General features: G+C 29.0%; 24 protein-coding genes. 2 read left to right on the top strand and 22 right to left on the bottom strand.

The window, feature by feature from the left end; genetic code table 11:
- Positions 1-61: 61 nt before the first annotated feature.
- From B2S02_RS14950 to B2S02_RS14970, 5 genes are all read right to left on the bottom strand, one after another.
- Positions 62-751: an HAD-IA family hydrolase gene (locus B2S02_RS14950; protein WP_346920977.1), complete on the bottom strand. Its 690-nt coding sequence runs from the start codon at positions 749-751 to the stop codon at positions 62-64.
- A 52-nt stretch (positions 752-803) separates the two neighbouring features.
- Positions 804-1,220, bottom strand: a complete 417-nt coding sequence (locus tag B2S02_RS14955) for a hypothetical protein (RefSeq protein WP_346879693.1) — start codon at positions 1,218-1,220, stop codon at positions 804-806.
- Positions 1,221-1,344: 124 nt separating this feature from the next.
- Positions 1,345-1,950, bottom strand: a complete 606-nt coding sequence (locus B2S02_RS14960; protein ID WP_346920978.1) for an adenylyl-sulfate kinase — start codon at positions 1,948-1,950, stop codon at positions 1,345-1,347.
- 13 nt (positions 1,951-1,963) lie between these two features.
- Positions 1,964-2,137 (bottom strand): hypothetical protein, encoded by a 174-nt coding sequence (locus B2S02_RS14965; protein ID WP_346877883.1) that lies wholly within the window; start codon positions 2,135-2,137, stop codon positions 1,964-1,966.
- Between the two features lie 22 nt (positions 2,138-2,159).
- Complete coding sequence (locus tag B2S02_RS14970; protein ID WP_346878350.1) at positions 2,160-3,059, bottom strand: alpha/beta hydrolase; 900 nt, start codon at positions 3,057-3,059, stop codon at positions 2,160-2,162.
- 227 nt (positions 3,060-3,286) lie between these two features.
- Here B2S02_RS14970 and B2S02_RS14975 point away from each other — a divergent pair, with 227 nt between their 5' ends.
- Positions 3,287-3,913 carry a flavodoxin family protein gene (locus B2S02_RS14975; protein WP_346877885.1) on the top strand — a complete coding sequence of 209 codons (627 nt, stop codon included), beginning with the start codon at positions 3,287-3,289 and terminating at the stop codon, positions 3,911-3,913.
- A 91-nt stretch (positions 3,914-4,004) separates the two neighbouring features.
- Here B2S02_RS14975 and galE read toward each other — a convergent pair whose 3' ends face one another.
- From galE to B2S02_RS15010, 7 genes are all read right to left on the bottom strand, one after another.
- Positions 4,005-5,018 (bottom strand): UDP-glucose 4-epimerase GalE, encoded by a 1,014-nt coding sequence (gene galE, locus B2S02_RS14980; RefSeq protein WP_346848881.1) that lies wholly within the window; start codon positions 5,016-5,018, stop codon positions 4,005-4,007.
- Between the two features lie 139 nt (positions 5,019-5,157).
- Positions 5,158-6,285, bottom strand: coding sequence for an ArsR/SmtB family transcription factor (locus B2S02_RS14985; RefSeq protein ID WP_346920979.1), 1,128 nt, complete (start codon positions 6,283-6,285; stop codon positions 5,158-5,160).
- Positions 6,286-6,354: 69 nt separating this feature from the next.
- Positions 6,355-7,611, bottom strand: coding sequence for an MFS transporter (locus B2S02_RS14990; RefSeq protein ID WP_346892884.1), 1,257 nt, complete (start codon positions 7,609-7,611; stop codon positions 6,355-6,357).
- A 191-nt stretch (positions 7,612-7,802) separates the two neighbouring features.
- Positions 7,803-9,572, bottom strand: a complete 1,770-nt coding sequence (locus tag B2S02_RS14995) for a sensor domain-containing diguanylate cyclase/phosphohydrolase (protein WP_346848878.1) — start codon at positions 9,570-9,572, stop codon at positions 7,803-7,805.
- A 291-nt stretch (positions 9,573-9,863) separates the two neighbouring features.
- On the bottom strand, positions 9,864-10,196 hold the full coding sequence (locus B2S02_RS15000) for a hypothetical protein (RefSeq protein WP_346920980.1): 333 nt from the start codon (positions 10,194-10,196) through the stop codon (positions 9,864-9,866).
- An 84-nt stretch (positions 10,197-10,280) separates the two neighbouring features.
- The gene (locus B2S02_RS15005) at positions 10,281-11,060 is read right to left on the bottom strand and encodes a PHP-associated domain-containing protein (RefSeq protein WP_346848876.1); all 780 of its coding nucleotides are present in this window, start codon (positions 11,058-11,060) and stop codon (positions 10,281-10,283) included.
- A 177-nt stretch (positions 11,061-11,237) separates the two neighbouring features.
- Positions 11,238-12,647 carry a hypothetical protein gene (locus B2S02_RS15010; protein ID WP_346849299.1) on the bottom strand — a complete coding sequence of 470 codons (1,410 nt, stop codon included), beginning with the start codon at positions 12,645-12,647 and terminating at the stop codon, positions 11,238-11,240.
- Between the two features lie 214 nt (positions 12,648-12,861).
- Between B2S02_RS15010 and B2S02_RS15015 the strand changes: the two genes are divergently transcribed.
- Positions 12,862-13,971 (top strand): ABC transporter ATP-binding protein, encoded by a 1,110-nt coding sequence (locus B2S02_RS15015; RefSeq protein ID WP_346920981.1) that lies wholly within the window; start codon positions 12,862-12,864, stop codon positions 13,969-13,971.
- A gap of 74 nt (positions 13,972-14,045) precedes the next feature.
- On the opposite strand, the gene B2S02_RS15020 is transcribed toward B2S02_RS15015, so the two are convergent.
- From B2S02_RS15020 to B2S02_RS15065, 10 genes are all read right to left on the bottom strand, one after another.
- Complete coding sequence (locus B2S02_RS15020; protein WP_346877887.1) at positions 14,046-14,378, bottom strand: hypothetical protein; 333 nt, start codon at positions 14,376-14,378, stop codon at positions 14,046-14,048.
- A gap of 208 nt (positions 14,379-14,586) precedes the next feature.
- Entirely contained in the window at positions 14,587-15,417 is an 831-nt protein-coding gene (locus B2S02_RS15025) for an alpha/beta hydrolase (RefSeq protein WP_346878348.1), read from the bottom strand.
- A gap of 59 nt (positions 15,418-15,476) precedes the next feature.
- Positions 15,477-16,190 carry a hypothetical protein gene (locus B2S02_RS15030; protein WP_346849303.1) on the bottom strand — a complete coding sequence of 238 codons (714 nt, stop codon included), beginning with the start codon at positions 16,188-16,190 and terminating at the stop codon, positions 15,477-15,479.
- 51 nt (positions 16,191-16,241) lie between these two features.
- Complete coding sequence (locus B2S02_RS15035) at positions 16,242-16,814, bottom strand: class I SAM-dependent methyltransferase (RefSeq protein WP_346849304.1); 573 nt, start codon at positions 16,812-16,814, stop codon at positions 16,242-16,244.
- 45 nt (positions 16,815-16,859) lie between these two features.
- Complete coding sequence (locus tag B2S02_RS15040) at positions 16,860-17,660, bottom strand: NAD-dependent epimerase/dehydratase family protein (protein ID WP_346920982.1); 801 nt, start codon at positions 17,658-17,660, stop codon at positions 16,860-16,862.
- Positions 17,661-17,746: 86 nt separating this feature from the next.
- Positions 17,747-18,208 (bottom strand): GNAT family N-acetyltransferase, encoded by a 462-nt coding sequence (locus B2S02_RS15045; protein WP_346920983.1) that lies wholly within the window; start codon positions 18,206-18,208, stop codon positions 17,747-17,749.
- Between the two features lie 63 nt (positions 18,209-18,271).
- Complete coding sequence (locus tag B2S02_RS15050) at positions 18,272-18,889, bottom strand: lactate utilization protein (RefSeq protein WP_346877891.1); 618 nt, start codon at positions 18,887-18,889, stop codon at positions 18,272-18,274.
- 117 nt (positions 18,890-19,006) lie between these two features.
- Positions 19,007-19,822 carry an alpha/beta hydrolase gene (locus B2S02_RS15055; protein ID WP_346849308.1) on the bottom strand — a complete coding sequence of 272 codons (816 nt, stop codon included), beginning with the start codon at positions 19,820-19,822 and terminating at the stop codon, positions 19,007-19,009.
- A gap of 123 nt (positions 19,823-19,945) precedes the next feature.
- A complete protein-coding gene (locus tag B2S02_RS15060; RefSeq protein WP_346849309.1) occupies positions 19,946-20,203 on the bottom strand; it encodes a TfoX/Sxy family protein in 258 nt (85 codons plus the stop codon).
- A gap of 36 nt (positions 20,204-20,239) precedes the next feature.
- Complete coding sequence (locus tag B2S02_RS15065) at positions 20,240-20,794, bottom strand: GNAT family N-acetyltransferase (RefSeq protein ID WP_346849310.1); 555 nt, start codon at positions 20,792-20,794, stop codon at positions 20,240-20,242.
- Positions 20,795-20,841: the final 47 nt, after the last annotated feature.

Genomic DNA, 20,841 nt, shown 5'->3' on the forward strand with positions numbered 1-20,841 from the left:
TTCGCTCCCCATTCCATAGTTAAATATTATCTTACCATTAGTTTAATCATAGAACCCTCTACTAATTTAAATCATTTAAAGATTTAATTATAGGGTACTTACTTTCAATATCATTCCTATCATATCTATCAATTAGAATTGGAATCATACCAAAATCTTCTGCCGCAACAAGATTTGATTCACTATCATCTATAAAAATTACTTCCTCTGGTTTTACTCCGATTTCTTCAATAGCTATTTTAAAAAGTACCTTTTCAGCTTTATAGGATCCATAAATTGATGACATAACAAATGTAGAAAAATATTTTCTTAGACTCTTATTAATAAATACTCTTTCTAAGGATGGCCATGTATCTGAGACAACCCCTAAAATATATTTATCTTTTAATCTTTGTAGCCCAGGTTCCACATCATCAAAAAAATAAAATTTATGATCATTATGTACATTATCACTTGCCAAAGAATTAATTATTTCCTCATTTATACTCGCATACTTTATTTCTTTTAGTACTATTTCATAAAACTCCTTGAACATCGCAAATTCATCTTCTTCTGTTTTTACTAATAACATTTTATTAATATGATCACAGGCTTTATTCATTGCTTCACTTAATTGATCTTCTGTATATTGAAAGCTTGTGTCATTAATAATATTAAAAAAGTTAGGTGTAATAAACCAATGTCCTGTTCTAGGTACATTTAAGGTTCTTCCCGAATCAAATAAAATAGCTTTAATGTTGTTCATATTCATTATAAATTTCCTCCAAGCCCACAGTAAACATTTTCATTGTTTCTGTGTATACTTATTTATTTTCCCTCATATTGAATTCTTCTACATTTAGCATAATTATGGAATTTTCTATTTTTCCATCAACTGTTGAATATTGAAGGTTAAAATAAAGATTATTCTTAATAAGACCCAACTGTTCTTTATTGAATAATTGTTGTGAACTAATTTCTCCTATACTTTTATTCAACAAAAGTTCACCAGATAAAGACGTTCCTTTATTATCCCATCCATTTGAAACTGCTTTTGATAAAACTATATCTTTATCTCCTTCTTTATCTAAATAGATACTTTCAGAATATGATTCAATTTGTTCTTCTTTGCTTCCTATATACTGTATATTGCCGCCACTAACTATATGCTTGTTAGGAAATAGAATAATTAACCCTTCTGTTAATCTTATATCTGTGTTTTCTCCCTGAAATGAATACACTTTAAATTCTTGGTTATCCAGCTTAGTTTTGTACCAAATTAGTTGTACCAATGAATACTATATTAGTTATAACTAAAAAAATACAATCCAAAATATAAATGATCTCTTCATACATCTCTCCTCCCTATTTTACTACCAAATCAGCATTTTCAATTGGTGAATAATCTAAGATATATTTTTCTTCCGCTGGGAAGTAACGCCTTTCATATTTGCATTTTATATCCTTTAATCCACCTATATACCCATCTCTTTTTATAACTCTACTTAATCTAACTTCTTGTGGTACATCAAGATAAATTATAAAATCTAAATACCTTCTTATCTCTTTTCTTTGTAGAAATATCCCTTCTAAAAGCAAAACAGTACCACGTTCTATTAAAACTTGTTGTTTAATATATCCATCATTTTCTTTATCATATAACTCTATTAATTTATATATTTTATCTCCTCTTTTTACAGGTGATAAAATTTCTTTCACTAAATAATCATATCTCCACTGTATATTGTAATAACAATCCCATTCTTCTTTAGACTCATCATATCTAATATGTTTTGGATGTATAAAGTCATCAATATGCAACACATAAGTATGATACTTTTCCTTTTGTAATTGCACTTTTAATGAATTAACTATTGTGCTTTTACCCGCTCCTCCTAATCCATCAATTCCAATAACATAAATTCTATTAGAAATTTTTTGGTTTCTTAATTCCCTTAATAAGCACTCCATTTAAGACTCCTCGCTAAATAATATTATTATTTTGCTTTTTTATCATTTCTTCAAGCTTATTCATCCGTAAATTAATCTCCTGAAAATGTTGTAACATTCTTTCTTCATGCTTTTTTATCTTTTCGGGAATGTAAACTGTAATATTATAAATTACCCATAATATTAATATAATTAAAATGTATTCCAATGCTTTGCCTCCTACATAATATCTAACTTGTAAATAGCAATTCTTTTATTGCATCTATAATTGCATCTGGTTGAGTTTCATTTATACAGTGATTACTATTTTTAACTACTCTTACATCACTCTTACTTGATAACTCTTTTAACCCACTAGAGAGTTCTTGTGATAATCTTTCAATTCTTTCTGCTTCTATTTTAGGTATTCCTTCTTCAATCATTTCATTTATAGAATAAACTGGGTCTTCAATTAGTACTATTAATGGACAATCTGGAAAATTACCATATTTACTCATATACTTTACATTACTTCTCAAGTCTTTTATTTCAGAGAGTTGATTTATATATATTTCTGGTCTTACATGAAACTCCATAAGTTCCCTTTTCATATTAATTGGTAATTTAAAATCTACTTCTGATAATTTAGGTTTCACCTCTTCTATTAATTGTTCTTTACTATACTTAGAATATGTTGTCCATAACTTTATGTAAACTTCATCTGAGGTACTTTCATCCGATATTGGAGTTTCTAACTTATCATATCCATCCTCTCTATTCATTGAAGCAGATTCAACAAGTACTACACTATCAACTTTCTCAGGATACATTCTTGCAAAGTGTTGAACACACAGTCCGCCATAAGAGTGTCCTACCAATATAACTTTTTCTTTAATATTTAAGTTATCTAATAATATATTTAAATCCTTTGCAGTTGTCATTGTATTACTACCTTCACTATTAAGCCCACTATTTCCAACACCAGCTCTATGAATTGCAATGACTTTTGTATATAAGGATATATTATCTATAATATTTATCCATTCATAAAAACTTCCACCCATTCCTGGCATAATTACTACTGTTTTCTTACTATTTCCTTTAATTAAATATTCTAACTTTCTTCCCTCGATATCCATTAACTTAATCATAATCTAAACTCCTTAGACTAATTATTTTTGTATATTTTTACAATATATAATTATTATACCTTATTATTAACTATATCCCTATAACTTTTACACATTTTTACTCTTTTAAATCTTAAAAAGATTAATTATAATAAATCTAATTTACTTTTTATAAATCATACACTTTAAAATGAATAATGCTATAATTTATTTATTAATGATAATATTGTATTGGAGGGAATTTTAAAATGAAAGTCTTATTAATAAACGGTAGTCCTAATGAAAAAGGATGTACTTATACTGCTTTATGTGAAATAGCAATGGAACTAGAAAAAGAAAATATACAATCAGAAATATTCCATGTGGGCAAGGCTCCTATTAGAGGCTGTATGGGATGCGGTCACTGCTATAAAAGTGGTAGTGAAAGATGCGTTTTCAATGATGATACTGTTAATATTGCTTTAGAAAAAGCTAAGGATGTTGATGGATTTATCTTTGGTTCTCCAGTTCACTATGCTGGTGCTTCTGGTATGATTACATCATTTTTGGATAGATTTTTCTATGCAGGTAGTGGATTTGAATATAAACCTGGGGCTGCTATTGTAAGTTGTCGTAGAGGTGGTTCCTCTGCTACCTTTGACCAATTAAATAAATACTTTACTATATCAAACATGCCAATAGTTTCTTCACAATATTGGAATATGGTTCATGGCAATACTCCAGAAGAGGTAAAACAAGACCTTGAAGGTATGCAAACAATGAGAACTCTTGGTAAAAATATGGCTTGGCTATTAAAATCTATAGAGACTGGTAAAAAAGCCGGAATATCCTTACCTAAAAAGGAAGAAAAATTAAGAACCAACTTTATAAGATAAAATGAAAACAAAAGTGCTTTTCAAAATATCTTACTAATTTCATGTAAGATGTCTTGCCAAGCACTTTCAATTTATTTATATAAAGTTCACTTTACTCTTCATATCCTTTTGGATTTTGGCTTTGCCATCTCCAAGAGTCTTCACACATTTCTTTTATGCCTTTTTCAGCTGTCCAGCCTAACTCTTCATTAGCCTTTCTTGGTTCTGAATAACAGGTCGCAATATCACCAGGTCTTCTTGCAGTAATTTTATAAGGAATTTCTCTTCCACTAGCCTCTGAAAATGCCTTAACTATATCAAGAACACTATATCCATTTCCTGTTCCTAAATTATAAGTTACAAGACCTGAATTAGTTTTTAATTTTTCTAATGCTTTTAAGTGACCTTTAGCTAAATCTACTACGTGAATGTAATCTCTAACTCCTGTACCATCTGGTGTGTCATAATCATCCCCAAATACACTAAGCTCCTTAAGCTCACCTATAGCAACCTTTGTAATAAAAGGCATTAAATTATTTGGAATACCACATGGATCTTCTCCAATAGTTCCACTTTCATGGGCCCCTACTGGATTAAAGTAACGAAGTAATGCTATATTCCATGAATTATCAGAGCTATATAAATCTCTTAAAATTTCTTCTAACATTAGCTTTGTTCTTCCATATGGATTTGTAGCAGATAGTGGTGCTTCCTCTGTAATTGGAATAATTTTTGCATCTCCATAAACAGTAGCTGATGAGCTAAATACAAAATTTTTAACTCCATATTTTCTCATTAATTCTAAAAGTACAAAAGTGCTAGTTAAGTTATTGTGGTAGTACTCTAGGGGCTTAGCCACAGATTCTCCCACAGCCTTAAAGCCTGCAAAATGAATTACTGAATCTATAGTATTTTCACTAAAAACCTTGTCCATATCTTCCTTGTTTAAAACATCATATTTATAGAATTTAGGCTCTTTTCCTGTAATCGCCTTAATTCTACCCTTTACTAACTCTTTACTATTACTTAAGTTATCTACAATAACAACTTCATACCCCTCTTTTAATAGCTCAACAGTAGTATGACTACCGATATAGCCCATTCCTCCAGTTACTAAAACTGCCATGTAATACACTCCATTCTACTTTATTTATGTCAAATTTTAATTTATATCATAGCACTCACCTATATTGACAATACTCAGATAAATATCTTCTTATACAATTATATCTCAAATTGTAAAATTATTAAAGAAAAAAGAGCTATTAGTTCAGCTCTTTATTTAAAACCCTTAAGAATTCCTTAATAGTATCTTTATCTACACTATAAAAAATTTTATTATCTACCTTTTCCATATATACTAATTTAGCTATAATTAAAGCATTCATGTGATAAGAAACAGTAGCTGTAGTAAGAGAAAGAGCCGCTGCAATTTCTTGCCCAAACATAGATTTTTTCTTAAGCATCTTTATAATATTAAATTTACTTTTATCGCTTAGACACTTTAATCTATCAATTAGGATTTTTTCCTCATTATCATTTCCTACAGAAGCACTCAAAAGTTCATAAAACTTCCATCCAAAGTACATATATTCTCTTCTTTTATTATTAAAAACAGGGCTTATGGTTGATAAAAATGATACTGAATTAAATCTAATTATACTTGGAAAGATATAAATATCATCTTCCCACTGATCAAAGATTTTAATACCTGTGGAATCAGAGATAAATTTAGGGTTTTCTTTAATTAACTCTCTAAGATCATATATAAATTTTTCTACTTCTTTTTCCATAACCTTAAAAGCTTCCTTAAATACATCTATAGAATTTATAATCATATCAATAAGTTCGCTTAAATACTCCTTTGGATTTTGAGAAATAACCGTAAGCCACCACTTAGATTCACTGTCTAAAGTACATCTTTCTATAAGATAAGGCATAAATTCTTTTTCTGCATCTAAGCTAGATAAATCATCCTTATCAGGAAAATCATCTCTAAGATAATCATCTTGACATAGAATTTCCTTCATAGCAAGTTCCTTTAGTTCCATGGAATCTAAATTGCGAATTCTACTACGTCCCTCAATTAGTTCCTTCTCGGTTATGTTGTTAACAAAAATACTAGCTATACAATGTGTTTTTTCATGAACTTCACTAATATCATTAAAGAATATCTTAAGTCTATCCATAGGTATCTTATTTCTAGTCTTAAATTTTTCGATAAATTTAAAAAAGCTTTTTAAATCCTTATTCATATATTTATCTATATCTTCGCCATACTTTTTAAAACTGTCCTTCAGCTTGTTAAATATTTTTTCTTCATTAACTATAAAATAAAGAGTATTTTTCACTTCCTCAATTAAATTAATGTTATTCTCTACTATATATTTCATATGAAACTCCTTCTTTCGTCCTTCAGATGAGTAAGTTCCAATAACTAAATCAAATATTTAGATTGTCACTTAAATTTCCTGCATGCTTTTATTATAACGTTGACATAGGAATAATACCACCATACCTATTCCGAATATTAAGAATAGTTGAGCTGTGCTTAAGAATACACAAAGACTCCCTACTACTAACGATCCTACTGGTGTAGCTGCCATGCATAATGAATTAAGTATTCCTGCTGCTCTTCCCAAATATTGTTGTTCTGTTTTTTGCATAAAAGTTATATTTACTATCATCATAAATATACTAGCAGATGCACCAAATAAAAAGCCTACTAAAATGATAGTTCCATAAAGAACTAAATCAACACCTATCATAGGTACAAATGCTAGAGATAAATATGCAGTTCCTAGGATTACCCCCGATATTATAAATAAATTAATTCCTTTAAATTTTTCTGCTATTTTAGGATATATAGCACCACCAATAAGCATCCCTGAAGTTAAGCTAAAGCTAATCATAGCAACTACTTCAGGCCCCTTTAACAACTCTTCATTTACATATGCAACTCCTAAAGTGTTAAAAGGTATCATAAATAAATTAATTAATGCGGCAAATATGGTTATTGACATCAAAATTTTACTAGTCTTTAAATAGATAAATCCATCCTTTAAATCTCCCAAGTACCCCTTCATATTTAGCTGTTGTTTCTTTAAAATCTCTTCTTTATATCTGACCATAGCCATAAATATCCCGCAGAGAAAAAAACTAACTGCATTAACAATCATTCCGCCACCAATACCAATAACTGCAATGATTCCAGCTGCCACAGCAAGTCCTACTAGCTCTACAATTCTAGATAAAGTAGATTGTACAGCTCTTGCATATGCAAACTTTTCTTTTTCAATAATTAATGGATAAGCTGCTATTGCGGCTGGTCCTTCAAAGGACTCAAAGGTAGAATTTATAAAAGTAAATATAAATAAATGATATGGCTTAAGTATGCCAAATATAAACATTAACGCTGTGATAGTTACTACAGTGGCTCTTCCTAAATTACAAAGGACAACCACATTTTTTTTCTTTTTATAGTCTACAAACACACCAGCAATAGGTTGAAATAATATTGTTGGAATAGCATTAACTCCAAAAATTAAAGCCATTAACGCAGTACTGCCTGTAATTTCATATACCATCCATCCATAGGCAATGGTGTCAATAGAATCCCCAAATCTTGAAATAAGATTACCAATGATAAATAAGCAAAAATTTTTATCCATAAGTATGTCTTTATATCCTATTTTTTTCTTTTCTACAGCTAAATCCATAACTATACCACCCTTACATAATTTATATATTATTAAATTTTCTTCCTATTATTAGTTTATGATTATATTAGATAATTGTCAATGCCAATTAGATATATATCTAACATAAATTAAAAATAAAAAGGTCAAGAAGTATTTATTCAACATCACCCTTTATTAAGGTGTTTTGCTACTTCTCAACCCTTTATTTCTTAATTGTTTTTTTCTTCATTGTTATCTAAACATTTTAAAAATAGCTCTACTAGTTCTGGATCAAATTGGGTACCTGCACATCTCTTTAATTCTTTAATAGCCTCTTCTTTATTCATAGCCTTTCTATATACCCTATCATGAGTCATAACATCATAGGCATCAGCAATAGCAATAATTCTTGCCATAAGCGGTATTTCTTCTCCTGCAATGCCTAAAGGATATCCACTACCATCCCATTTTTCATGATGAGTTAAAACACATTTTGCCACATTCATTATTTCACTAGAAGCATTGATTATTCTAAATCCCTTTTCTGCATGAGTTTTCATCACTTCAAATTCATTTGTTGTAAGTGGACCTGGTTTTAAAAGTATATCTTCCTCAATGGCAATTTTTCCAATATCATGAAGTCTAGCTATTATCATTAATTCATCCATTTGTGAGCTCTTAAATCCATATCTCTTTCCTATTTCCAACGCATAGGATTCTACCCTTTCAGTATGCTCTTCTGTTTCCATATTCTTAGCTTCCAAACTCTTTTTTAATGAGTTCATCATGGAGCTTCTAACACTATTATGTTCTAAGAGTTTTTGCCTATATACCCTCTCTTCTACTTCTTTAATACACTTATCAATGTCTTCTTCTACAGAATGCTTAACCACTTCACCAAGAGCAATACTAAGTTCAATGTAATTATGTTTATACTTCCTACATTCACTTTTTATTTTTTCAACACTTCTCTCACAGCCGCTTTCATCACAGTTTGGCAGAAGTATCATAAATTCATCTCCACCCCATCTAAAAACAAAGCCTTTATCACTACAAGCTTTATTAAGAACACTAGATATACTTTTTAGTAGCCTATCGCCTTCTAGATGTCCTAATGAATCATTAACTAGCTTTAATCCATTTACATCACCCATAATTATTCCTAAAGGAAGGTGTTCCTCATTATTTAATTCACATATCTTTTCTTCAAAATAAGTTCTGTTATATATTCCTGTTAGAGCATCATTATAACTCAAATATCTAAGCCTATCCTCTAATTTTTTTTGGCTAGTAATATTTCTAGCCAGCCCAACAATTCCCAAAACCTCACCTTTTTTATTTATGACAGGAGCCTTAAAACTTTCTTCTATAATTCTATTTCCATTTTCATCTAAGGTAACCCCTTGAATATATTTTGCTTCTTTACTCTCCATTATTTCTTTATCTACTTTAATAAAATTTTCTGCAATTTCCTTATCTGGATAAACTTCTAAGTCATTTTTCCCAATTACATTATCTACTCCAAATTGCTTATAATAGTCATTAAAATTTTTATTGCAACCAATATATCTTGAATCTTTATCTTTATAAAAAATAGCCTCTGGTATTGAGTCTATTATAGTCCTAAGAATACTTTTTTGATTTTGAAGCTCTATTTCTCTTCTTTTTTCTTCTTCAATATTTACAATAATCCCACCCATAGCATTAGTATTACCGCTATCATCAGTGATTGGAAATACATAACACTCTTCTGCTATTTCTACAGTAGTTTCATCATAAGAATACAATTGTAATTTATCTAAACATTCTCTTACTCTTTTATTATATATACTTGCTACTTTCTTCGGAAAGATTTCTTCATAGGTCTTACCTTTTACTTCTTCTAGCTTTAAATTATAACTTTTTTCACAGGCTTTATTAATAAAAATAATCTTTTTATCTATATCTGCAATCCATGCAGCCCATGGCATATTCTGTAAATACAATTCAGCTAACCCCATACTTATCCCCCATATTTATTCCCAATAATTCATCATCACCTTATTCTACCACTTTTCTTCCTATAATATCTACATTTTCTTGTCATACTATGTATTTTTATTCATCCCATATTTATCTAATCTCAGATCTATACACTATTTAATATAAATCTATATAAACTTATAATATATACTCATATTAAATTATCTTATATTATTTAATATGAGTATATCAGCCAAGAGGACAAAGAAAATTATTTCCAAGTTATTTGGTCCTATTAGAAGCTTATTAATTTCTATATCGCCCTCTAATTATCTTTTTCCTTTTCTTCGTAATTCCTTTTGTAATTTAATCTGAAATCTAAGATCATTAGCAATGTAGTAACTTAAAATATCACTTATAGTTTCTCCATCTAACCCTTCAATTCCACCTCTTTTATCTACTTCATCTTCTATAATATCTAAAATATATTCTTCTAAAATTTCTCTTGTTAATTCCTCTCTCTCTCTTATTTCTTCTTCCAGTTCCTCTCTTTTCTCTTTTTCCTCATCAGCTTTTAATCTTTCTTCTATTGATATATATTTATTATTTCTTTTCTTTTGTTTTTTCCTCTTTTTCTTAATTTTACACAAAAAACACCTCATATTAATCCTCTCTCTTTAAAACTCTTTCATTATAAACTTCACCTACTAATCCTTTCTAGTTAATATCTTCCCTAAGAACTCTATTTATATAGTAAACTCCATATCTTTGTTATACTCTGTTCTAGCAATCAAATATCTTTTTAATATTTTAGAAGTGTATACTCTAAAATTTAAGGAGGGTTCTATTTTTATAGAATAACCTTCACTAGTTATAGCTAATCTAAGCTCTTCTATGGTATAACATGGATTATCTAGTTTAGTATATATCCCACCCAATTGTAATGGAGTGTGACTATCACTACCTGTAATTACATTAACTCCTATTTTACTAGATAATTCATATAACTCTCTTCTTACCTCTTTTTCACCTTTTTTGAATATATCTTTAGCATTTAAATCTATAGCATCTAATCTCTTTAGTAGTTCTTCAGGATGATTACATAACTTATGTCCTCTTCTAAAAGGATGTGCTCCTATTTTTAAACATCCATACTCATCAGCTAAATCTAATAACTCTTTAAATTCCACTAAGTTTTCTCTATTCATATAAGGTTCTAGCCTTTCATGAATCTCTAATATAGCCTCTCTCCTTCCTACTAAAACAACATGTCCCTTATCCTTTATGCTCACTTCCATAGCAGGAAAAACAGAAACTCCTTTAACTAAATACCTATGATCTTTGTATTCATAGTTTTCTTTAAGATATTTATATATTTCTTTAAAATTTATAGCATTAAAATGTTCACACATAATTATTCCATTTAATTTATTTTGCTTTGCATATTCAATTTCCTCATTAAAAAATCTCTCATTAAAATCTTTTCTTTTACTCAACAATCCATGGACATGAAAATCTATGTTCATATTAACTTCTCCTCTTAAAATTACTGATAAAATCTAGAATCTAAACTGTAAACTCTCTCTTCTTATCATTATATAGAAATAACACCAGTAAGTTCCCCATATCTGAGTTGCTTCTCATCCATTACACATAAATAAAAGACTGACCCAAAATAATTTTGAGACAGTCTTTGTGCAAAACTAAAATCCGATTTTTTCTTTTCTAAGTCTTTGTATGGCTCTTTTTTCTGTAATTACTGCTACAACTTGACTTTTTAAATTCTTATTTTCTGAGTATTTTCCATGGAAGGATAAGAAATTGAAATTTCCAATAAGAGCAAGATTTTCATCACAAATCAACACCCTTTCACAGGTATCACCCTTCTTTATTTCAAAAAGTTTACCATAGTTATTAAAATCATCTTTAATGATATCTGCTATTCTTTCTGATCCTCTTTCCATTTCTTCCATATTCAAATCCTTATTGGAACCTAAGCCATAAACTATTCTAACCTTAACCTCTCTGTTTAATGCCTCTTTCAAAAGACTATATACTTTTTCCTTATACATTACATGATTATTTATCCAAGGAGTAACTATGTCTATTTCGCTTTTAGCTGCAATTAAAGCTTCTTTGAAAATATCAATGATTTCATCATCCTTTATAGTTTTATAATCAGCTACCCCTAGTCGAGATAAGCTATTCACTATTTCTATAGTACAATCTACATTTTTCTGAACTGAAGTCATATAACTCTCTTCTAATTCTTCTATATTCTTTTTAATATTTTCACTTATTTTTTCATAATTTCCTTTTTTCTTTAGTTCTTCAAATTCATCAGTAATGTTATCCACCATTTGATTAATTTGTCTCTCACTTTGTCTTATACAAACATCCATAACATTATTAGTATGACTCTTTAAGCTTTTTTCAAAGCCATCTAGATTTATGTTACTACTATTTTTAATTTCTCCCTTCATAGACTTGAACTGCTTGTCTATATTCATTCCTATTTGCATCTTTAATGAAGTGCTCTGTCTAGTTAAAATTTGTTCTACTTCTTTAGTATAAATATTCATACTTTCATTTAAAAGCTCATTTATTTCTTTATTAATTCCCCTATAATCTTTTTCACTATTATCACTAACATAATTTTTTATTTTAGTTTCTATAATTTCTATGAGCTCCTCATTATTCTGTGAAAATTTGTTTCTTGCCTCTTTTATTACATCTTCATAAGTATTATTAACAGTTTCTCCCATTTCATTGACTATCTGTTTCTCCACAAATCTTTTTTTCCCTTTCATAGTGGTTGCTAAAACATCAGACATACTATTATTAACTCTATCATTTGCATATTCTATAACATCTCTTTTTACTTTACTTATCTGATTATTAACTTTTTCCCTTATATCATCTTTAATGTCAAAAGTTTTTTCATCAACTGTAACCACTGCTTCTACTTGTTCTTCATGACTCTTCTTTTTTTTCTTTAAATTATACCCCTCAAGCAACTTTGAAAATAGAAATACACATAATGTAGCTAAAGCTATTACTAGTAAAATAGTAATTACTAAAGTTATTGTGCTTTCTCCTAAACTTTTAAACATCATTTTTCCCCCACAATCCTATTTGCATTTAAATTTACTGTAAACACCCCTAAAACAAATAATATATACATTCATAATTAATATACTATATATTATAATATTCTACCAATATATATAAATCTTTATAGTTAAAAGAAAATATGATGAAAACTTTCAAATAAGTATGCTATAATCTATGTTATCCTATTTAAATCTTATGAAAAGGAGTAATAAAATGGCAACTATAACGTTTAATAATATTGTTAAAAAATATGATGAAACCAATATTGCTGTTGAAAACTTTAACTTAGAAATAAGAGATAAGGAATTTATTGTTTTAGTAGGACCATCAGGATGTGGAAAATCTACAACTTTAAGAATGATTGCAGGTCTTGAAAGTATTACAGAGGGTGAAATATTCATTGGTGATAAATTAGTAAACAATGTAGCTCCTAGGGATAGAGATATTGCCATGGTATTTCAAAGTTACGCTCTATATTCCCATATGACTGTATATAAAAATATGGCTTTTGGACTTGAAATGAAAAAGGTACCAAAGGATGAAATTCATAAAAAGATCACTGAAGTTGCTAAAACTCTAGACATTGAAGAACTATTATATCGTAAACCTAAGCAGCTGTCAGGGGGGCAATGTCAACGTGTTGCACTAGGACGTGCTATTGTTCGTAATCCATCAGTGTTTCTACTTGATGAACCTCTATCAAATTTAGATGCAAAGCTTAGAACTCAGATGAGAACTGAGATAATCAAGCTACATAAAACTTTAGGTACAACCTTTCTATATGTAACCCATGATCAGACAGAAGCAATGACCATGGCAGATAGGATTGTACTAATGAAAGATGGCCTTATTCAACAGGTAGATACCCCTATGAATCTATATAATAATCCTTGTAACTTATTTGTAGCAGAATTCATGGGATCTCCTAAAATGAATACCCTAGAAGTTACTCTTATAAACAACTCTAACAATTTTTATGCTAAACTTAATTGCATTACAATTAAATTACCTAATACAGATAAAATTAAGTCTTTATTTAACAACTACGCAAATAAATCTATTATCTTAGGCTTTAGACCTGAAGATATATATGTTGAGAATAACACCATTAAAGATAGTCTAAGCAATATTATTTCAACTAAAGTTGATATTACTGAACTAATGGGATCAGAATCATACTTATATCTAGATTGTAACGGTAACAAGTTAATAGCAAAAGTTCCATCTTCTACAGATATAAAATCAGAACAAATAAATATAGCAATTGATACTAGCAAACTTCATTTTTTTGATAAAGATACAGAAGAAAGAATAAATATCTAATATTATTAAATTTTAAAAGCACCTTCTTAAAGATTATTAGGAAGGTGCTTAATTATTAACCTTTACTTGTTTATCTAATTTATTATCTCTATATTATCTATGCTTTCAATACGGATAATATTAGTTTTAGTAACATTCTTTTTATCTTTATAGGTTATCTTAACCCACTCATCATCTACATCAAGAACTTCACATTCCATTTCGCTTTTGCCTGTAAATACTACAGCTCCATCACAATCAATAATACATTTCACACCAATTAGATCCTTTAACAACTTTGACAAGGCCTCTTCCCCCTTAATCTTTCTTTTTAAATTCTTTAATTCACCTTCTAATTTTTTTATTTTTGATGAATATCCCATCTGAGATAGGACTAGTACAAATGCAATTAACCCAAAATACTCCAAGGAATTAATCCCCTTTCTATAACTTAAAACTTTACTAAGTTGTCCATATCCTCTCATAGATATGAAACTATATAAATATTAACATATGAACCTAGTTATATAGTCATATATAAACCTATATAACTATATAACTATATAACTATATAACTATATAACTATTTAAATAGTTGTTCTGTTCATGCGGGTTTCAGCGTCTTTGCTACTTAAATTAGCTCTTTATAAATGCTTCAATTACTGACTTAACTTCCTCTTTATTTTCCATATATAACATGTGCTTTCCTGAAATAATTTTAATCTTCATGTTAGGAAATATAAAATTTTTATGATGATCTGGTCCTACAGCATAATCTTCATTGCCAGCTACTACAAGGACTGGAATGTTTATTTTTTTAGTAATATCAAAATAATTTTTTAAATACTCTTTATTGCTAAGTCCTTGATTTGCCATAGATGGATTAAAACTATCTATTGTATTACTTACTTCCCTTAATTTTAAAAAATTATCATATTCCTTATATTGAAGTTTATAAAAGATATCTTTTTCAATAAGTCTAGTAACTATCTGTTGCCATTTTTCCATATATGATTTAGCCTCTATGGACTTTAATTCATTTTCAGATAATAATTTTGATCCATGATATATTTGACTCTTAAAGGAATCTTCCATGCTAAGAGTAACATTTAATAAAATAAGCTTGTCTATAGCCTCTCCATACTTATGAGCATAGTTTGTTGCAATAATTCCTCCAAAGGAATGAGCCATGACTATCCACTTTGATATGCCTAATTTTTTTCTAATTTCCTCTATATCCTCTACAAGCCTATCAATAGAGTAATCAGTTTCCTCGTCTCCTTCTGATCTTGCACTTCCTCTTTGGTCAAAATATATCATATTCATAAAATCTTCTAATGCAATTCCACCTAAAACTTCAAAATCAAGACTTCCTTCCCCTGGTCCACCATGGACAAATATACACGGAATACCTTGTCCTGATTGCTTTACATACAAGTTAACCTTATCCCTCATTTCTAGATACATTTATTTCACCTCTTTAAAATATCTTCCTGTTATTTCAATAGTGTTCCCCTCTGGATCTTCTAGTATATCATCCACTTTTTAGTTCTAGGATTATAATCAAGGCATATTCCACATCCAGGTATATTTCTCTTTCTATCAAGACTTTTGTGTATATCATCAATATAACCATCTTTTTTAATGGGATATATGTTGACACCATTACTATATGCATTCTCAAAATCAAATGCTGCCCCACCCTTAAACATATCATAAAGTTTATCTAATATCTCTGATGGTACTGGCTCAATACTTCTTTTTCTTCCCTTTAACTCACTAAGAATTTTGTGATGAATAACCTCTTTATAAACTTTTATATCATTCATATAAACCTTTACTATATAATCATCATCATGACAAAGATAAGCATATCTATTTTGTAAACTATCGAAAGTAAACTTCCTTAAAGGTTCAACTCGATGTGCTAAATACAATAACTCTGCCAGTTCCTCATTACTAACTTTCTCAAGATCATCTTCACATTGAAAATCTACCCAACAAAAATCCCCATAACTATATACATCTTCTTCTATAAAACTTTCCATGTTATTCTGCAAAATATATTCAAACCCTAACTTATGACTCCAATTGCCCTCATCTGGAAATCCCTTTAAAACTAGAATGTTATTAGGTGTTTCTTTAATTCCACTCATAAAGTCCTTAAAGGTCATTCCTGATGTAAACACAGAATTACTTTCTTCATCTATTTTTATATAACAAAACCATGTATTCTTCATTTTATTACGCCTATCCTCTCTAATATGTTCTCTCTATTCATCCATTATATATTAATATTTTATCTTTTTAAAAATATACGTAACAATAAAGCCCCTATCATCTTGACTTTCACTATATTTAATTAACTTAAATGACTTATTTAAATCTTCAAAATCAGTTTGCTGAATCAAGTCATCTTTTCTAATTTTAGTATCTACTTTATGCTTCCATCCAAAACCACATACAAATAAAATGCCATCATCAGCTATACATTCTCTCACATATTCAAGCTGGTTCTTGCTTAATCTATAATGGTTAACTAGAACATTATCAAATGTTCCAATATTTTTTAAAGCATTTATTACACTTAAATCAATTTGCTTTGTATGAACCAAATAATTATTTCTTTTTGCAAATCTATTCAACCTTTCAAGTGCTTTATTGCTAAAATCAATTCCTGTTACTTGAAATCCTTCTCCAAGAAAAAATAAAGTATTTCTACCATCTCCACATGCTATATCAAGAACAGATCCTTTTTTAAAGTATGCTATATTTTCAATTATTGATTTTTCAGCACTCAACGGCTTGTCACTTCTATTTTTAAACTTATCATCCCAATATTCCTTATTTCCCATGTACTCCATACTATGCCCCCTAATTTAACCAAGGTATATTGATATATCCTCTAATTAATCTTGAATCTCCCTTATAAATGTTTTAATAATATTTTTTCTTTTATATCCACTTATATTATGATAAATATCTTCTCGCTTATAATCAGGTACTATAAAACTGCTATCAATATTCATCAATTTTGCTAAATGTATGTTAAAATCATAATGACTTACTGGTTTTTCGCATGCTATATTTATTGTTCCTTTAAAATGGCTATATATAAGTTCAATTATAGCCTCTGCTAGATCTTCTACATTAATAAAACTTGCATAGAAATTTGCGGTTCTTGAATAACTTCTACCCGTTTTTGAAACTTCCAATAAAGACTTCATTCTAGTATCCATTCTTCCATCATAGTCATAACCATATATACTCCCTGGTCTTACAATTACATGATTAGAATGCCTTTTAACTATACTTTCGCCTTCAATTTTACCGTTAATATACTTTGAAAAATATTCATTAGGCATACGTTTATGAGTAATTACATCTTCAGTTTGATTCTTTCCTTTTCCAAAGGCAGTAGAAATATAAATTAAACGTACATCTTTAGAGATATTAGTAACTATCTCATTTATACCTATTTTAGATAAGGACATCTCTTTTTCCACATCAATAATACTCCAAATAATTATATCAGGTTTAAATGAAAGCAACTTCTCTATATCTATTTTATTCAATACATTGATTTGTAAAAGTTCATGATTCCCTAATCTATAACAAGTTCCATAAATATCATCATTATTACATTTCTTAAGTTTCTTATATATTGTATTTCCTAAATATCCACTTGCCCCTATAATTAATATTTTCATAGTTGTATTCCCTTCTAAAAAATATAGTAAATACTTTCTTATTCTAATATTGTAAAAAGTTTTATACTATTCCATTTTTTCTTTTTTTATAATCTTTTTAAGTATAATCCAAATGGAATCTCGTAGTAGGTCGGGTTATTATTGTTATCAATATAATGATAATCGTAGTTTTGAAACTTTACCAATTCAATAAATCCCCAAGATTTATACATAGCTGTTAATCTTTCTAAATCATTGTTATCAGCTGCAATTGTTACTTCTTTAAATCCTTTTTCTTCAACTCTTTGAAGAACCCTTTCCATGAGCTTCTTCCCAAGTCCTAACCCCCTAAAGCCTTTTTCTATTCTGAAAGCACAAAGATAAGCTCTGTCTTTACCATTAGCTTCATTCTTATCTTCCGAATTCCAAAATATATAAAGCTCTCCTATTAACGAGCTATCTTTCTCATTTTCAATTGTCCAAAACTCTATATTATCTTTTTCAATTTCTTTAATGAAATATTCTTTAGTGAGAGATTCATTTTTCCATAAAGCCTTTAATTCATTCAAATTACCCGTCCTAATTATCATATTTATCTCTACCTTTCATGTAACTATTGAGTTAAATACATATTAAAAACCACATTCCTCATTAACTATAAATAATTTCATCCTATTTTTATCCGCTTGTCCCTCAATTATGGAAAGAACATTACAAACCCTTTCCTTTGATTTACAATCTACACATCTATTTATTTCTACACAGGGTGGATTATAACCTGCTCTTTTTGCATTTAAAGGACATGCTATGTTCTTAACTCTTTTCATTCCCTCTTCAACATTGTCTACAATTTTATTTTTACCTACAACTACAATTACTTTATCTGGTCCAAAAGTAATTGCTGCTACCCTATTTCCACTATGATCCACATTGATAATTCTCCCATCAGTGGTCACAGCATTAGAACCAGTAATATACCAATCAGTTATAAGAGCTTTCTTTTTCAGCATTTTAGTTTCATCCTTAGTTTTTCCAAGTTCTTTATCATAAACTATATTTCCTCTGTCCATCAGTGATTCTACTATATTCATTTTCTGAAGGGTAGCTGAATGACCAATTCCAATGATACATTCTTCATGTATAATTTTTAATATATGATTCTTAACTTCAGTTAAATCTTCAAAACATTCAACCTCTATATTTCTCATCCTAAAGTTTTCTTTTAACTTATTTATAGTATTTATATCCATGATTATACCTCCATAATAATTTCATATAGAAAATACCGTATATACATAAATGAATAGTACGGTATTCTATAGATAAACATTTTAATTTCTTATTAAATACTCCTATGTTATAAGCTTCTATTCTTCAACAAATCTCATTAATTCTTCATTAAATTTTTCTTTCTGATCGTAAAATACTCCATGACCACTATATTTGAATGGTACAAGTTTTGAATTTCTAATACACTGATTTTGAATTTCAGCTAACTCAAATAGAACCACTTTATCATGAATGCCATGAAGAATTAATGTTGGAACTCTTATAGTCTCTAAATCAGAAAATAATTTTTCCTCACCTAGCCACGTGTTTGCAATAGATGCTGTGGCCCATCCAGCTGCCTGTAGTCCGAGATTAAAAAACCACTGAGAAAATGGTTCAGATATATATTTAAAGAAAAATATATCTCCGAAATCTCTCAGCATTTTAGGCCTATCATTATATGTCCCATCAATAATTTTAACAACTTCTTCTCTATCCAATCCATATGGAAAGTTTTTACGCTTAATAAGACTAGGTGCTGCTGCAGATATAAGAACTAGCTTAGATACTCCATATCCTTTATGACGAGCCATATATCTAATAGCTATAGCTCCACCTGTTGAATGCCCTGCTAGTGTGAAATCTCTAAGACTTAGTGCATCTACTACACATCTAACATCATCAGATAAACGATCATAATCATATCCATCATAAGGTTTATCAGAATCTCCAAAACCTCTGGTGTCTATTCCGATACATCTATACCCATACTTTGGAAATTGGTCAAACTGATATTCAAACAGATTATGGTTACCAGGCCAACCATGTAAAAATAGAATTGTTTTTTTTCCTTCTGGATTAAGATCCTCTACATAAATTTTCACATTTGGTTCAACTTTAATATAATATCCCACTCATTACCTCCATCAATGAAATAACTATATTGATAGATTATTCACTCAGAAGTTTTATGTGAGCATTTTCATGATGATTGTCCAATATATTGTTTGGTGATATTATAGGAATATTAGATTTACTTAGCTTTTTACTGTATTATAGAATTCTTTTAGATCTCGCTTTACTTCCTCTGAAAGAGAATGCCATCTGATTTCTTGTATTGCTCCCTCTAATGCACATAACCTATTGATACAAGCAGAATCGTCTATGGCTTTAATATCTAACCATGCTTGTTTACTCCCGACTGTTTTTAATTGTTCAACAGTTTTTATGCCGACTTCATTAAGTTGTTCTTCTAGTTTCTTACCTATATTAGGTAATTCAGATAATTTACTCATAGTTTCCTCCTATTTAAAGTTATTTAAATTTTAAACTTATACTTTTGTCCTTATAAAATAATCATCATATAGCATCATTTTTCTATTTAATGGTACATAATATTTTTTCTTTAATGACTCAATACGCTCAGTTGCATTTGGAATTGCTTTTGTAAGAATTCCCTCAACATTAAAGAGTTCAAAAAAATTCTTATTTACAATTTCTAAAATATCATCTATATATTTTTGTTTTTCATATTTACTATGCAAATCTATTCTCAATAATCCATAATGGTTAAACTCATCTTCTGCTTCTCTTTTAAACATTTCAATAGTTCCAATTCTTTCATTTGTATCATTCAAAATTATCGTCCATCTCACAAAGTATTTATTCTCATAGGAAAAAGTCCAAAATTTAATTGCCTCCTCCATTCTTTCAACTGTTGTATAATAGAAATCATCACCATTACAGTTATCAGAATTAAACAATTTCACAGCCTCTTTATCTGAATAACACTTTAGCAATTCCTCTGCATCTTTAATTGTTGTCTGTTTTAATGCAGTCAAATGATTTTTTAATATAGGGCACTGCTCATAAACATTCCTTATCATTTTAATCTTCTCCTTAAGTTAGTGCTTTTGCCTTAACTTTATCCTCA

It is taken from the genome of Clostridium sp. UBA7339, assembly GCF_002470865.1.
Classification (GTDB): domain Bacteria; phylum Bacillota; class Clostridia; order Clostridiales; family Clostridiaceae; genus Clostridium_J; species Clostridium_J sulfidigenes.

What these genes read in the sequence shown, in the direction of transcription:
- B2S02_RS15030 (WP_346849303.1), bottom strand. Translation starts at nt 16,190, where the DNA reads ATGAAGAATACATGGTTTTGTTATATAAAAATAGATGAAGAAAGTAAT.
- B2S02_RS15025 (WP_346878348.1), bottom strand. Translation starts at nt 15,417, where the DNA reads ATGTATCTAGAAATGAGGGATAAGGTTAACTTGTATGTAAAGCAATCA.
- B2S02_RS15010 (WP_346849299.1), bottom strand. Translation starts at nt 12,647, where the DNA reads ATGTTTAAAAGTTTAGGAGAAAGCACAATAACTTTAGTAATTACTATT.
- B2S02_RS15050 (WP_346877891.1), bottom strand. Translation starts at nt 18,889, where the DNA reads ATGGATATAAATACTATAAATAAGTTAAAAGAAAACTTTAGGATGAGA.
- B2S02_RS15065 (WP_346849310.1), bottom strand. Translation starts at nt 20,794, where the DNA reads ATGATAAGGAATGTTTATGAGCAGTGCCCTATATTAAAAAATCATTTG.
- B2S02_RS14950 (WP_346920977.1), bottom strand. Translation starts at nt 751, where the DNA reads ATGAATATGAACAACATTAAAGCTATTTTATTTGATTCGGGAAGAACC.
- B2S02_RS14995 (WP_346848878.1), bottom strand. Translation starts at nt 9,572, where the DNA reads ATGGGGTTAGCTGAATTGTATTTACAGAATATGCCATGGGCTGCATGG.
- B2S02_RS15005 (WP_346848876.1), bottom strand. Translation starts at nt 11,060, where the DNA reads ATGAACATAGATTTTCATGTCCATGGATTGTTGAGTAAAAGAAAAGAT.
- galE (WP_346848881.1), bottom strand. Translation starts at nt 5,018, where the DNA reads ATGGCAGTTTTAGTAACTGGAGGAATGGGCTATATCGGTAGTCATACT.
- B2S02_RS14960 (WP_346920978.1), bottom strand. Translation starts at nt 1,950, where the DNA reads ATGGAGTGCTTATTAAGGGAATTAAGAAACCAAAAAATTTCTAATAGA.
- B2S02_RS15015 (WP_346920981.1), top strand. Translation starts at nt 12,862, where the DNA reads ATGGCAACTATAACGTTTAATAATATTGTTAAAAAATATGATGAAACC.
- B2S02_RS14975 (WP_346877885.1), top strand. Translation starts at nt 3,287, where the DNA reads ATGAAAGTCTTATTAATAAACGGTAGTCCTAATGAAAAAGGATGTACT.
- B2S02_RS15060 (WP_346849309.1), bottom strand. Translation starts at nt 20,203, where the DNA reads ATGAGTAAATTATCTGAATTACCTAATATAGGTAAGAAACTAGAAGAA.
- B2S02_RS15000 (WP_346920980.1), bottom strand. Translation starts at nt 10,196, where the DNA reads ATGAGGTGTTTTTTGTGTAAAATTAAGAAAAAGAGGAAAAAACAAAAG.
- B2S02_RS15035 (WP_346849304.1), bottom strand. Translation starts at nt 16,814, where the DNA reads ATGGAGTACATGGGAAATAAGGAATATTGGGATGATAAGTTTAAAAAT.
- B2S02_RS14970 (WP_346878350.1), bottom strand. Translation starts at nt 3,059, where the DNA reads ATGATTAAGTTAATGGATATCGAGGGAAGAAAGTTAGAATATTTAATT.
- B2S02_RS14990 (WP_346892884.1), bottom strand. Translation starts at nt 7,611, where the DNA reads ATGGATTTAGCTGTAGAAAAGAAAAAAATAGGATATAAAGACATACTT.
- B2S02_RS14985 (WP_346920979.1), bottom strand. Translation starts at nt 6,285, where the DNA reads ATGAAATATATAGTAGAGAATAACATTAATTTAATTGAGGAAGTGAAA.
- B2S02_RS15040 (WP_346920982.1), bottom strand. Translation starts at nt 17,660, where the DNA reads ATGAAAATATTAATTATAGGGGCAAGTGGATATTTAGGAAATACAATA.